11 protein-coding genes are annotated in these 13,774 nt (G+C 61.7%); 4 read left to right on the forward strand and 7 right to left on the reverse strand.

Annotated features, from left to right (window positions below):
* Positions 1–218 precede the first annotated feature (218 nt).
* From KHO31_RS29755 to KHO31_RS29770, 4 genes are all read left to right on the forward strand, one after another.
* Positions 219–1,094: a site-specific integrase gene (locus KHO31_RS29755; RefSeq protein WP_211624774.1), complete on the forward strand. Its 876-nt coding sequence runs from the start codon at positions 219–221 to the stop codon at positions 1,092–1,094.
* Positions 1,095–1,115: 21 nt separating this feature from the next.
* Entirely contained in the window at positions 1,116–2,285 is a 1,170-nt protein-coding gene (locus KHO31_RS29760; RefSeq protein WP_211624776.1) for an IS91 family transposase, read from the forward strand.
* Positions 2,286–3,093: 808 nt separating this feature from the next.
* Entirely contained in the window at positions 3,094–4,065 is a 972-nt protein-coding gene (gene speB, locus KHO31_RS29765; protein WP_211624778.1) for an agmatinase, read from the forward strand.
* Between the two features lie 125 nt (positions 4,066–4,190).
* Entirely contained in the window at positions 4,191–5,063 is an 873-nt protein-coding gene (locus KHO31_RS29770; RefSeq protein WP_211624781.1) for a helix-turn-helix transcriptional regulator, read from the forward strand.
* 176 nt (positions 5,064–5,239) lie between these two features.
* Here the strand turns inward: KHO31_RS29770 and KHO31_RS29775 are convergent, their stop codons facing one another.
* From KHO31_RS29775 to KHO31_RS29805, 7 genes are all read right to left on the reverse strand, one after another.
* A complete protein-coding gene (locus KHO31_RS29775) occupies positions 5,240–6,382 on the reverse strand; it encodes a porin (RefSeq protein WP_211624783.1) in 1,143 nt (380 codons plus the stop codon).
* Between the two features lie 204 nt (positions 6,383–6,586).
* Positions 6,587–7,975 carry an aspartate aminotransferase family protein gene (locus KHO31_RS29780; protein WP_211624785.1) on the reverse strand — a complete coding sequence of 463 codons (1,389 nt, stop codon included), beginning with the start codon at positions 7,973–7,975 and terminating at the stop codon, positions 6,587–6,589.
* Between the two features lie 24 nt (positions 7,976–7,999).
* Positions 8,000–9,436, reverse strand: a complete 1,437-nt coding sequence (locus KHO31_RS29785) for an amidase (RefSeq protein ID WP_211624787.1) — start codon at positions 9,434–9,436, stop codon at positions 8,000–8,002.
* A 166-nt stretch (positions 9,437–9,602) separates the two neighbouring features.
* Positions 9,603–10,640, reverse strand: a complete 1,038-nt coding sequence (locus KHO31_RS29790; RefSeq protein ID WP_211624789.1) for an extracellular solute-binding protein — start codon at positions 10,638–10,640, stop codon at positions 9,603–9,605.
* Between the two features lie 43 nt (positions 10,641–10,683).
* A complete protein-coding gene (locus tag KHO31_RS29795) occupies positions 10,684–11,499 on the reverse strand; it encodes an ABC transporter permease (protein WP_211624791.1) in 816 nt (271 codons plus the stop codon).
* Positions 11,496–12,449, reverse strand: a complete 954-nt coding sequence (locus tag KHO31_RS29800; RefSeq protein WP_211624793.1) for an ABC transporter permease — start codon at positions 12,447–12,449, stop codon at positions 11,496–11,498. The genes KHO31_RS29795 and KHO31_RS29800 overlap by 4 nt, the downstream gene beginning before the upstream one ends.
* A gap of 1 nt (position 12,450) precedes the next feature.
* Positions 12,451–13,671 carry an ABC transporter ATP-binding protein gene (locus tag KHO31_RS29805; RefSeq protein WP_211624795.1) on the reverse strand — a complete coding sequence of 407 codons (1,221 nt, stop codon included), beginning with the start codon at positions 13,669–13,671 and terminating at the stop codon, positions 12,451–12,453.
* Positions 13,672–13,774: the final 103 nt, after the last annotated feature.

The following is a 13,774-nucleotide window of genomic DNA, read 5'->3' on the forward strand; positions in this document are numbered from 1 at the left end:
GGTGTGCCCCTGTGCACACCATGCGGCTCTGGCAGTAATGCTAACCCGCGTCTGATTCCTCGTGGCGGGCCAGCCACTGACTCACGGAAAGTCATACTGCCTAAACCGCTCACGCGGTAGGGGCTACGATCCGACGCTGGAGGTGAAGGTCAAGCCGGTCACGCGGTTTATGTTGGTGAACGAGGCAATCCGCCTCGCTCTTCAACAGGAGCCGAATCATGACCTCCTTACCGGCAAACGTCAGCCCATTGCGCCAACGCATGATCGACGACATGCGCATGCGCCAGCTAGCCCCCAAGACGCAGGACATCTATTTACACATCGTGCGTGAGTTTGCCCGGTTTCTCGGGCGCTCACCTGACACGGCCACCGTCGAGGACCTGCGCCGCTACCAGCTCTATCTGGTCGATCACGGCACATCGGCCGTGTCGCTGAACCACGCGATCACCGGCCTGAAGTTCTTCTTCACGGTCACGCTCGACCGGCCCGAGCTGATGGTCAGGATGCAACCGGTGCGCGTTCCCCGCATATTGCCCGTCGTGCTCAGTCCCGACGAAGTGCGGCGGCTGATCGAGGCAGCCGGCAACCTCAAGCACCAGACTGCGCTGTCGGTCGCCTACGGTGCCGGGCTGCGCGCGAGTGAAGTGGTAGCGCTTAAGGTCACCGACGTCGACAGCGAACGCATGACACTGCATATCGAGCAGGGCAAGGGCCGCCGCGACCGCTACGCCATGCTCTCGCCGGTGCTGCTCGGGCGTCTGCGCGTATGGTGGCGCATGGCCCGTGCGCAGGGCAAGATGTTTGACGGCGGGTGGCTGTTTCCCGGGCTCGATCCGCTCGACCAGTTAAGCACGCGACAGTTGAACCGCGCCATTCATGCCGCCGCCGAAGCCGCGCACATCGACAAGCGTGTATCCATGCATACTTTGCGCCACAGTTTTGCGACGCATCTCCTCGAACAGAAGGTGGATATCCGCGTGATCCAGGTTCTGCCCGGCCACGCCAAGCTTGAGAACACCGCACTTTATGTGCAGGTGGCCACCGACCTGCTGCATGAAGTCACCAGTCCACTGGACCGCCTGCCTCCTGGATAAGCCCATACCCCGCAGCATCTCATGCTGGAGGTTGCGGACATCTTCCGCAGCCACGGGCCAGAGTGGCGAGCCACGACACGCCTGAGCCTGGGGCAGCTGAAGGTCATGTCAGCCATCGAACAGTGCCGCACGGCGGCGCTGGGCGGACACGTGCTGCGCTGTTCCGGCTGCGCAGGCACTGAAGTGTCCTTCAACTCGTGCCGGGACCGGCATTGCCCAAAGTGCCAGGCCAGCGCCGCACACCGCTGGCTGGAGGCACGCCAGACCGATCTGCTACCTGTCGAGTATTTCCACATCGTCTTCACGCTGCCCGCGCCCATCAGTGCGATCGCCTGGTACAACAAACGGATCATCTACGGCCTGCTGCTCGACATCGCCGCCGACACGCTGCGCACGATCGCCGCAGATCCCAGACACCTCGGGGCCCGGATCGGCGCCACGCTTGTGCTGCACACCTGGGGCTCGGCTCTCACACATCACCCGCATGTGCACGGCATCGTCCCCGGTGGCGGACTGTCGCCTGACGGCGAACGCTGGATCGCCTGCCGCCCCGGCTTCTTCCTGCCCGTGCGTGTCCTGTCACGCCTGTTCCGGCGCCGCTTCCTCGAGGCGCTCCAGTCGGTTCATCACCGTGGCGACCTGCAGTTCTTCGGCGAATACAGCGGGCTCGCTGACTCCTCCACCTTTGCCCGGTGGCTTGCGCCGCTACGTAGCTGCGAATGGGTGGTCTACGCCAAGCGCCCGTTCGCCGGACCGGAAGCAGTGCTCGAGTATCTCTCACGCTACACACACCGGGTCGCCATCTCCAACCAGCGCCTCGTCGCCTTCGATGAGCGTGGCGTGACGTTCCGCTGGAAGGACTACCGCGCGAAGGGACACACCCGCTACAAGACCATGACCCTTGAAACCGGCGAATTCATACGCCGCTTCCTGCTCCATGTGTTACCCGGTGGTTTCCATCGGATCCGTCACTACGGGCTGCTCGCCAACCCGGTACGCCGCTCCAGTCTCGCGAAGGTGCGCGATCTGCTGCACCTCGCACCCGCGATCAGCCCGTCACCGGACGACGCCGTCGTCGAAACCCGCCCCGTGTTCATCTGCCGGCACTGCGGTGCACCGATGATCGTCATCGATATCCTCGCGCGCAGCGCCCCGATCCGCGCACCGCCAATGCGCCGGGATCAGACATGAACTCCACAACTCCTCGACCTGCCTGTCGAACGTTGGCTCTGCGGCAACGCGGCCCAAGGGGGGACGTTTGTGCGTGTCTCTTCGCGAAGCGCTTCGGCCGCCCGCTCCATCATCGCCAATGCACGGCTGCGCCGCTTCGCTACGGCGTCAGTGCCCGTCCGCCACCCCGCCTGACCGTCCCGCATCCGACATCACTGACCACCCCGGCCTATCAATCACCATAGCCGCGAAACCCCTAACCGCGTCGGGGCACTCCGCGGTTTCCTCCATCGGGCTTATTCGACGCCTGCCAACACGCGCAGAGGCCCGTCGCATGCCTGTGGTTGATGGCAGGCATCGAATAACCCTTAACGGCTACTGCCTTCCACTGAACCACCCGGAAACGGACGATCGTTGGCATTGCAACTGAACGACGAATGTCCGCAATGGCCGAACTGCGGTCCTCCCGTGGCACAGTAAGCTCTCGTTCAAGAGTCGAGGGTGCCGTCAGGCGCCCTAGTCGAGACAACGCGTCCAACTGCCCCCCTCGACCCGTTCCATTGCCACAACGCGTTTGCCTCGAAAACAGATGCTATCGTGTCGCCCTTCCGCATTCCTCCAGAGACGCAGCCGGTGCGACCGCCCTTTAAGCGAACACCGCCACCGCACCTGAATCCCCAATTGCGTCACCGAAATAGAAGCTCCGCCGGTATTGAGGCAATTCTTCTGGTTGTCCCCTCTTTGCATGGCAGACCACGATCACAAGATTGCATAAGGTATGCGTGTTTCGTGTAATCAGCCGCCACCTCCAATGAAGGGGACTATCTGTATGGATACCAGAGACACCGCATTCGGCGACGGCGCCATTCGCCGGCAGTCGTTGTATGGATCATCGCGCGAAAATACCTATGCGGGCGTGCTGTCCTTCATGCGGCGCAAATACACGCATGATCTGGACGGCGTCGATCTGGCGATAACCGGTGTACCGCTCGACCTCGCCACGACCTTCCGCCCTGGTGCGCGACTAGGACCGCGTGCGATGCGCGCCGCAAGCGCCCAACTCGGAACCTTGCTGCCCTACCCGTGGGGTATCAATCCGTTCAACGACTACGCCGTTGTCGACTACGGCGACTGCTGGCTCGATGTGCACAATCCACAAACGATCAAACAAACGATTGTGGAGCACGCCCAGACTATCCTGAACGCTGGCACAAAAATGCTGACATTGGGCGGCGATCACTACATCACCTATCCGTTGCTGGTCGCCCACGCGCAGAAATACGGACGTCCCCTGTCGCTGATCCACTTCGACGCGCATTGCGACACGTGGCCCGACGACCGCCCCGACAGCCTGAACCACGGAACGATGTTCTACAAGGCCGTAAAAGAAGGTCTCATCGATCCGTCGCACTCTGTTCAAATCGGTATTCGAACGTGGAACGATGACTTCATGAATTTCAACATCCTTGACGCGCCCTCGGTCCATACACAGGGAACATCTGCCGTGCTCGACAAGATCCGAACTATCGTGGGCACGCGGCCCGCGTACCTGACGTTCGACGTCGACTGTCTGGATCCCGCCTATGCCCCCGGAACGGGAACACCCGTACCCGGAGGACTTTCGACCGCACAGGCACTGGCGATCGTTCGCGGTCTCGGCAGCATCGATCTGGTTGGCGCGGACGTCGTCGAAGTGGCGCCGGCTTACGATCACGCTGATATCACGGCACTGGCTGGCGCTCATATCGCAGCCGACCTCATTTGCCTGTTCCGTCAATGCGCGAGGCATCGCGGCGCATAGCCGTTTCCGCAAAGCCAGAGCGTTCACCCCGGTCTGCGGACACACGCGCGGACCCGTTTTCAGCATGCATCGCAAGTGCACCGCGCGTATCATCGAGAGTAACGATCCGGCACGCCACGAATCGAATGACGAATCGACGTGCAACGGATCGAAGCGCTCACTTTCTTGCGATCATGATCCTCCTCGCTGAATCACTGGACCAGGCTTTCGTCTCCGACCGGACCGCGTTCGAGCGGTTAGGCCCCGTCATCGAACGCGTGGGCACGCCCCATTTCCTCGCGGCTCTGAGTCAATTCATCCAGCGCTTCGCCGCCTTCGATTCGCTCCACGTCCTGAGATTGAGCGCGCAGCACTGCGCACGAGGCAAGCCGCATGCCGAATGGATCGGCAGTCACGTCGACGCCCGCGAGCAGGCCCATCAGCGGGAAATCATGCGGCTCTATATGCGCAGATTCGCCGAGCGCGATCCGGTCATGACACGTGTGCCGGCACTCGATTCAGTAGAGGTAATTCAGCGCTCGGCCGACCACACGAACGACCGCGAACTGCGCGAGGCGATTTTTGAGCCAAGGCAGTTTCGCGAAGAGTGCGTCATGCTACGAACCGTGTCCGGCGCGCACTACTCGATTTCGCTGAGCCGGTCGCGCCGTTTGCCGTCCTTTTCGTTGAGCGAAATGGCGCGCATCCGACTTCTGGGCGATGTCCTTCTTCCGCTAGCAGCCCTCCATGCGCAACAGGTCACGGGTCCGAGCCCGTCACGCGTGCATACGGATACACCCGATCTACTCGCCGCGCGCCTCGCACAGTTTGGCGCTGCGCTGTCGGAACGCGAACGCGCGGTTTGCTCGGCGATCGTGCGCGGCGATACCTACGCGGCAATCGCCGATGCGATGAAGGTCAGGAAATCCAGCGTCGAAACCTATGCGAGGCGCGCGCTCGTCAAACTCGGCGTGAGCTCACGCCGTGATCTGCTCGCGTGGTTGCACGAGACACCCTGACCTCATGGCCGAACACACGCATGCTCGTGGCGAACGGGCAGCACCATCTGCGTTGGGCCAAGTACAGCAAAACGTTATGAACCGTACACGATCGCGGCAGCCAGGTCGCTTGCAAACACCGTATCAACGCGCCGAGCTTGCGTCGTGCAGTGTTGCACCGGCCGGCTGCCTCACGATCAGAACGTGTGGACCATTGCCAGCCGGACAATAGCCTGCTTGTTCGACAATGCCGGTGCAAAGCTATAGCCGATAACCGGGTCGACGCCACTGGAAGCCATCAACCCGTCCACCGTGCCATACAGGGTCGTCCGTTTCGATAGCGCGTAGTCGAGTCCCAGAGACACTTCGTTCCAGTTGTGTGATTCGAATGTGGTGTGCTGGTAACTACCCGCCGCCGACCATGCGGGATTGATCTGCCAGGTACTGCCGACTTCATACACGCGCATGGTCGATGACTGCCCCTCTGTTACGCCCGTTCCCTTGAGCTTCGTATCCGTAAAGTTGGCGAGCAACGCAACGGGGCCGATCTGATACTGCGCACCGAGGCCGAACGTCGCCAGCGATCTCAATGCAAACGAACCGTCGCCGAACAGATCGGTCGGCGCGCCATTGGCGCCATGTGTGGCGACTGTCTGACCGAGGAACGTCGACACGCCAATCGCTCCATAGGGATCCAGCGAAGGCGTTGCGACATAGGTATAGGCGCCCACTAGCGTCAGCGGTCCATGCGCATACGATGCACCGACGCTCCAGCCGCTGCCGTCGTGGAAGTTCCCCGCCTGATTGCTGAACGAGTACATGCCGCCGAAGCTGAACCCGCTGAAGTCCGGGCTCCTGTACTTGACGGCATTGTTCATCCGGTCTCCCCCTTCGCGGTCGAAATCGCCCTGATGAATGCCGTAACCGCTCGCGTCCCAACCACCCACATTGAACGAAGACAGGTAATCATGTGTGAAGTCGTATTGCCTTCCCAGCGTGAGCTTGCCGAAGTTGCCGTTCAACCCGACATAGGCCTGTCTGCCGAACAGTGCACCGCCCTGGTTCAGCTTTCCGTTCAATACGCTGAATCCGCTCTCGAGTTGAAAGATCGCGGACAGGCCGCCACCCAGATCCTCCTTACCCTTCAGTCCCCAGCGGTTCGGAACCAACACCCCGTCGTCCATCTTTATGTTGTGGCTGCCGCCGTCGTTCGTGACATAGGTCACGCCCGCATCGATGATCCCGTATAACGTGACGCTCGATTGTGCGAACGTGCTGAGCGGTGATGCCGCGATCACTCCGGCCAGCATACCGAAACTCCAGACCTTTCCTGCTTTCATTTTGTATACCTAAATATAATAATCAAGCCAACCTGAAACAATTTTGCGGAGGCGGACAGCCTGGTGCTTAATTCACAGACCTACCCGCCTCCTGCGCCACTCCCCCGCTAATACCGGATCATCGATTTGATCTCGAGGAACGCCTCGAAACCATGGCGCCCCCACTCCCGCCGGTAGCCGGAACGTGAGGGCGAACGGATCGGCTCATGCGGCCATCAAACCTTGCTGGTTTGCCCATGCATAGGTATCGTCCAGTGCCCGGCCGATGCCGTCGAACATCTCGTCGAGTTCCTCGCGCGTGATGATGAGCGGCGGACACAGCGTCACCGTGTCGTTCAGGCCGCGCGTGATCACACCGTGTGCCAGCGCGCGCCTGGCCGCATAGGCGGCGACGCCCGCGGCCGGGGCGAACGCTTCGCGACGAGCCTTATTCATCGACACTTCAAGACCGCCCAGCAAGCCAACGCCGCGTGCCTCGCCGATCAACGGGTGCTCGCCCAGCCGTTGCAGATGGGCGTGAAAAACAGGCATGAGTTCGCGCACGCGCGCGACGATATCGAGTTCTTCATACATCCGGAGCGTTTCGAGGGCGACGGCAGCCGCTACCGGATGACCGGTGTAGGTATAGCCGTGGCCAAAGGTGCCCACCTTCCTGCTCTGCTCCACCAGCGCCCGATAGATCCGGTCGTTGATCATCAGCGCGGAGATCGGCTGATAACCGGCAGACAGTTGCTTGGCTAGCGTGATCATGTCCGGTTGCAGGTCGTACGTCTGGCTGCCGAACATATTGCCGGTGCGAGCAAACGCGCAGATCACCTCGTCGGCGATGAACAGTACGTCGTATTTTTTCAGCACCTTCTGCACTTTCTCGAAGTAGGTGCGCGGCGGGACGATTACGCCAGCCGATCCCATCACCGGTTCTGCGAAGAACGCGCCGACTTCATCCGGGCCTTCTTTCAGGATCAATTGTTCCAGCGCGTCGGCGCAGCGCGTCGCATAGTCCTCTTCGCTTTCGCCGGGTTGCGCCGCGCGGTAGTAATGCGGGCAGTCCGCGTGCACGATGCGCTCGATCGGCAGATCGAACTCGCGATGCGCATAGGGCAAGCCCGTGAGACTCGCTGCGGCGACCGTCACACCGTGATACGCCTTCTCGCGCGAGATGATCTTCTTCTTGCGCGGCTTGCCCACGGCGTTCTGGTAGTACCAGACCAGCTTGATCGCGGTATCGTTCGCCTCGGAGCCGGAATTGGCGAAGAACACTTTCGACATCGGCACGGGTGCCATCGATATCAGCTTTTCCGCGAGTTCGATGCCCACGTCCGTCGATTTCTGGCCGAACGCGTGATAGAACGGCAGCTTGCGCATCTGGCGATCCGCCGCATCCGCAAGACGCCTTTCGCTGAAACCCAATGACGCACAGAACAGGCCCGACAGGCTCTCCAGATAGCGGTTGCCTGCTTCGTCGTACACGTAGCAACCGTCACCGCGCGTGATGACGAGTGGCCCTTCCTGCTCGTGCACGGCGAGATTCGTATAGGGATGCAGATAATTCGCGACGTCGCGCGCCGAGTTCGTCCCGGATTGGAATGTCATGTCTTGCTCCTGTAGGGTTGAAAGTCAGGCGTTCGCACGCACGAGCACGTCCAGTTCGCGCTCGCAGGTGGCCCACGTGCCGATGATCGCTTCGATCGCGGCCGCGACCGACAACAAGGCTGCTTCGCCGCGCGCGCTGCCCACGATCTGAATGCCGACGGGCAAGCCATCGCGGGTCATGCCGCATGGAATCGTGATCACGGGAAGTCCGAGCAGGGTCAGGCCGTATGTGATCGCGAGCCAGTCGAAATAGGTATCGAACTGTCGGCCCGCCGCGCTCGCCACGAACTTCTGTTCGACGGGAAAGGCAGGAACGATCGAAGCCGGACAGATCACCACGTCGTACGTCTGGAGTAACGCCGTCATGCCGTGAGACAGTTCACCTCGCGTGCGCCGCGCATCGGCAATCGACGGGCCGTCGAGCGACAACCCGTACTCGATGTTGCCGATGACGTTCGGGTTCAGCAGTTCGCGGTGCTTAGCGAGCACGTCGGCATGGTTCGTCGCGTACAACACGCCGCGCAGCACATGAAATGCCTTCACGCCAGCCGAAAGATCGATGCGCGGCTGCTCGATGCCGATGCCCTGGGCGGCGAGCCGGTCCATTGCCGAGTCACAGATCGCGCGGATGTCCACCTCGGGCTCGGCGATGCCGAGTCCAGCGCTATATGCAACGCGCGCCGGTAGCCGTGGGCGTCGCGCGTGATCGAGAAAAGTGGTGGCCGGCGCGGACATCGACAACGGCGCGCGACGTTCGAAACCGCACATCGCGTCGAGTAGCAACGCGGTGTCGGCCACATTGCGCGCCATGGGTCCCTGGACCGATAGCGTGTCGAACGGATCGCGCGCCGGACCGGTTGCCACGCGTCCCGGCGTCGGCCGCAGGCCCACCACGCCGCAGAACGCAGCCGGCGTGCGCAGCGAGCCGGCAAGGTCCGAGCCGTGCGCGACCCACGCCGTGCCCGATGCGAGCGCGGCCGCCGCACCACCCGACGACCCGCCGGCGGAGCGCGACAACTTCCACGGGTTACGCGTCAAGCCCAGTACGTCGTTGTACGTATGACCACCAGCACCGAATTCCGGCGAGTTGGATTTCGCGTAGACAATACCGCCGCTCGCTTCGATACGCGCGGGCGTCACGTCCGTCGTGTCCGGCACGAAGTCTTCGTATACCCGGGATCCGTAGGTCGTGCGCACACCGTCGACAGCAGAGAGATCCTTGATCGGCACCGGCAGCCCGCACAACACCCCGCGCTCGGCGACCGGCTTGCGCAGCAGTACGTCGGCATGCTCATGCGCGCGCTCCCAGCACACCGTCGGCAACGCGTTGACATGCGGCTCGACGCGTTCCACCTGCGCGGCCAACGTGTCGAGCAGATCGTGCGGACTGACTGCTTCGCGACGCAGCATGTCGACCACCTCGCAGGCAGATCGATCGATAAGGGTGGAATCGACGCTCATAGTTGATCACTTGCTCCATAAAATTCGCAAAGAAACGGATGCGCCGCTAACGGGCGCCGCTCCTTCCGGATAGCGTGCATGTTTGCGGGCCCCGCGCAATAACGCAATAACGCGATTGCGCGCACGGAGCCAATGCCATGCAGTGTTGTTGTCAATACCCGATGTCTTACTTGAGGAGGTCCGTCCAGACCCGGTCGTGCAAACGGATCGCCGCAGTCGAGCAGGTCTCTTTGAACACCAGCTTGGCGCCTGCCGGCGGAGTCAGTTCCGGAGCCCGCTTCACATCGTCGGCGACAAAGGTGTCGGAGCCGTCTACCGCGTTCTGATACTTGAGGAAGTTGGTATTCATGGCTGCCGCCTTCGGCGTGAGCAGGAAGGCAATGAACTTCTTCGCATTGTCGATATCCGGCGCGCCCTTAGGCACGACGATGTTGTCGACCCACGCAAGCGAACCTTCCTTCGGGTACGCATAGCGGATCGAATGCTTGAGCTCGCCCGCTCGCTGCGCCGTGCCGCTCCATATCGCCGACATCGCAATTTCGCCGGAGACCATCGATTCGCGAATCGCACCGGCCTTCGAGCTATACGTCTTCACGAAGGGTTTCTGTTGCTTGAGTACGTTCAGCACCTTCTGCATCTGCTTGGGATCTTCGCTGCACGCCGGCACACCGGCTTCGATCGCCGCCAGAGAGATGGCATCGTCCGCCGAGTCGAACATATTGATCTTCCCCTGCAGTTGCGCGGGCGGATTGAACAGCACTTTCAGCGTGTTGATGTCGCCGCTATATACGCTGGTGTCGACGGCAAAGTTCATCGTGCCCCACAGATAGGGAACCGAGTATTCGCCGGTCGGATCCCATTGCGGCTTGCGAAAGCGCGCGGTGATGTTGTTGTAGCCGGGAATGTTTGCCGCATCGATTTTCTCGATCAGGCCTTCGCGCACGAACACCGGGATCATTGCCTGGTTGGTCACGGCGATGTCATAGCCCGCCCCGCCCTGCTTGAGCTTCGCCAGCAACGTCTCTTCGGAATCGTAGTTGTCGATGTTGACCTTGATGCCGGTCTGCTTCTGGAACTGGGCAATCAGATCCGGCGCGATATAGCCGGACCAGTTGTACAGATTCAACGTGCCTGCTGCATGGGCAGCGATCGACGGGGCAACGCAGGCGAGAACGACACCGGTGGTGCGCAGGAATTTCTTCATGACCTCTCCGTTGGGGTGTGATGTCTTGACGTGTGGAAATGGACTACGAACGCTTACGGCCGCCCTTGCCGATCAGGTGCGCGGCAACGACCAGCGCCACCGAGACCGCGAGAATGATGGTCGATGCGGCGTTGACGTCGGGTGTGACGCCCATGCGCATCAGGCTGAAAATGAAAATCGGCAAGGTGGTTGAACCGGCCTGCGCGACGAGCACTGAAATGATGAAGTTATCGAGCGAGACGACGAAGGCGAGCATCAGACCCGACACGATGCCCGGCATCAACAGCGGCAGCGTCACAAAGCGCAATGTGGCCCATTCGCGTGCATAGAGATCCATCGCCGCCTGTTCGAGCCGTGTGTCCATCCCTTGAAGACGCGCGCGGATCGGCAGATACGCGAACGGAATGCAGAACACCGTGTGCGCGATGATCAGATTGCCCGCACCGAGCGAGAGGCCGATCGCACTAAAGAATCCCAAGGTCGCCACGCCAACCACGATCTCGGGCAGCACGAGTGGCAGCATGATGAGCCGCTCGGACATCGCGGTGGTACGGGTGCGCTGCCGGCGCGCGATGGCAAGCGCGGCCATCGTCGCGAGCATCGTCGAGAGCGACGCCGCTGTCAGCGCGATCACGACGCTGTTCTGGGCTGCATCGCGCAACGCCGCATTCTGGAGCACCACCTCATACCACTGCAGGCTGAACGACTTCCAGACGGTGGCCGACGTACTGCCGTTGAACGACAGGACCACCAGCGCGACGATCGGCGCATACAGGTACAGGTAAAAGGCCCCGGTAATCGCGCCGAAGCCGCTGAAATGGTTGGCGCTGAATACGGTTGGCCGTCGAAGGAAACTCATTGCGGCCTCCGTGCACGAGATGCGGTAAGACTGGATCGGATCAGCGTAATCAACGCGGCGGCTGTGACGATGGCGATCAGCAGCACCACGGCGAATACCGAACCGAACGGCCAATCGCGCGCCTCGGTGAACTGCCGGTAGATGAGATTGCCGAGCATCAGCTTCTTGCCGCCGCCTAGCAATTCGGGGGCGATCATCGCGCCGAGGCAGGGAATGAACGTCAGCATGCAGCCTGCGATGATGCCCGGCGCCGCCGCCGGCAACACGACACGCAGCAGCGCCTGGGTTTTCGACGCGTACAGGTCATGCGCGGCCTCGATCAGGCGAATGTCCATCTTCTCGACACTCGAGTAGATCGGCAGCACCATGAACGGCGCGTAGGTATAGACGAGGCCCACCAGCACCGCGCCATCGGTGTAGAGCATGGAGACGGGATGGTGAATGATCCCGAGCGCCTGCAGCACGCCGTTGACTACGCCCGTATCGCGCAGCAGCAGGATCCACGCATAGGTGCGCACCAGCAGGTTGGTCCAGAACGGAATCGTGATCCACAGGATGAGCCGGTTACGCCGGGCAGCGGGCTGCAACGCGATATACACCGCAACCGGAAAGCCGACCAGCATGGTGATCAGCGTCGTCATGCCGGCTACGGATATCGAACGCAGCGCGATCATCAGATACGCGTCGGTGAAGCTCAGGCTATCGTCGAGATTGCGTTCGAACAGCAACTGGATGTACGCGTCGAGGCTGAACTTGTGCAGCACGCCGCCGTAGCCATTCGCCTCCATAAAGGAATAAGCAACCACCAGTAGCAGCGGCGCGACCAGGAACAGCGCGATCATCAGCGGCGCCGGCAGCAAACTGGCGAGTTGCAGGCGCCGTTCACGGCGCGCCAGGGGTCCGGGCTCGGCAATCAGCGGAATCGATTGGGGAAGGTCTGGCTGCAGCATCTCAGTCCCTCAGCAGGTTGACGGCGTTGACGGCGACGTCGAGCCAGACCGGCTGGCCGACTTGCGGACGATGAGCGGCGCGGCCGGCCGTCATGTCGCGGACCACGATGCGCTGTCCGTTACCGAGCCGCACGTGACAGGCCGTGTCGGTCCCAAGATAGACCGTGGCGGCAATCTCGCCTTTGATCCGCGGACCGACTGATACCGATCCCGTCGCAAAGGAAAGCCGCTCGGGACGGATCGCCACCGTGACCGGATCGCCTGGTGCGTAACCGTCTTGCTGGTCCGCTACGAAATCGCCAACGTCCGGCACCGCGACTCGCACAAATCCCGCGCCCTGTTCCGCAATACGGCCGGCGAGCATGTTGTTTTCTCCGATGAAGTCGGCAACGAAGCGCGTAGCGGGCCGGTCATAGATGTCTTCAGGTGTGCCAATCTGTTGGACGAGCCCTTCCGACATCACGGCAATGCGATCACTCATCGCCAGTGCCTCTTCCTGATCGTGCGTGACGAAGACAAACGTGATGCCGGTCTTTTCCTGCAAGCTCTTCAGTTCGAGCCGCATCGCCTGGCGCAGCTTCAGGTCGAGCGCGGACAACGGTTCGTCGAGCAGCAGCACGCGAGGCTGCGGCGCGAGCGCCCGGGCCAGTGCGATGCGCTGCTGCTGCCCGCCCGAGAGCTGGTTGGCGCGCCGGTCGGCGAATTTTTCCATCTTGACGAGCGCCAGCATGTCGGCGACGCGCTGCTTGACCTCGCTCGGACTGCGCTTGAGCATGCGCAGTCCGAACGCGACGTTCTGCGCCACCGTCATGTTCGGAAACAGCGCGTAGTGCTGGAACACCGTATTGATCGGGCGGCGATACGGCGGCAATGCATGAACGGGCTCACCGGCCAGCAGAATTTCGCCAGATGAAGGCTGCTCGAACCCGGCGAGGAGGCGCAACAGTGTCGTCTTGCCACACCCTGACGGTCCCAGCAGCGTGAAGAACTCGTTGTCGTTGATCGATACCGACACGCCTTTCAGTGCGTGGGCAACCCCGGACGCGTCGCCGGGATAGATCTTGTGGGCGGCGCGCACGTCGATAATGGGCGTGCCATGCACATTGGACGCGCTTGCCGCGCCGACAGCCGGCGCCGGATGGCTGCCGGCGTGGGAGCCGCCGATGATCCGCACGCCTGGATGCGCGGCCGGTTCGTTGACCCTGTTGATGGACGTCGACACTGTGTTGCTCCTTGGCTTTGCTGTGAACACTTGACGTTTTACCGCAATACGATTACTATTACTGTTAATCGATTAACGCAATCATTGTTCGACCAAAAGTCGA

It is taken from the genome of Paraburkholderia domus, assembly GCF_905220705.1.
In the GTDB taxonomy this organism is placed as follows: domain Bacteria; phylum Pseudomonadota; class Gammaproteobacteria; order Burkholderiales; family Burkholderiaceae; genus Paraburkholderia; species Paraburkholderia domus.

What these genes read in the sequence shown, in the direction of transcription:
- KHO31_RS29755 (WP_211624774.1), top strand. Translation starts at nt 219, where the DNA reads ATGACCTCCTTACCGGCAAACGTCAGCCCATTGCGCCAACGCATGATC.
- KHO31_RS29760 (WP_211624776.1), top strand. Translation starts at nt 1,116, where the DNA reads ATGCTGGAGGTTGCGGACATCTTCCGCAGCCACGGGCCAGAGTGGCGA.
- speB (WP_211624778.1), top strand. Translation starts at nt 3,094, where the DNA reads ATGGATACCAGAGACACCGCATTCGGCGACGGCGCCATTCGCCGGCAG.
- KHO31_RS29770 (WP_211624781.1), top strand. Translation starts at nt 4,191, where the DNA reads ATGACGAATCGACGTGCAACGGATCGAAGCGCTCACTTTCTTGCGATC.
- KHO31_RS29775 (WP_211624783.1), bottom strand. Translation starts at nt 6,382, where the DNA reads ATGAAAGCAGGAAAGGTCTGGAGTTTCGGTATGCTGGCCGGAGTGATC.
- KHO31_RS29780 (WP_211624785.1), bottom strand. Translation starts at nt 7,975, where the DNA reads ATGACATTCCAATCCGGGACGAACTCGGCGCGCGACGTCGCGAATTAT.
- KHO31_RS29785 (WP_211624787.1), bottom strand. Translation starts at nt 9,436, where the DNA reads ATGAGCGTCGATTCCACCCTTATCGATCGATCTGCCTGCGAGGTGGTC.
- KHO31_RS29790 (WP_211624789.1), bottom strand. Translation starts at nt 10,640, where the DNA reads ATGAAGAAATTCCTGCGCACCACCGGTGTCGTTCTCGCCTGCGTTGCC.
- KHO31_RS29795 (WP_211624791.1), bottom strand. Translation starts at nt 11,499, where the DNA reads ATGAGTTTCCTTCGACGGCCAACCGTATTCAGCGCCAACCATTTCAGC.
- KHO31_RS29800 (WP_211624793.1), bottom strand. Translation starts at nt 12,449, where the DNA reads ATGCTGCAGCCAGACCTTCCCCAATCGATTCCGCTGATTGCCGAGCCC.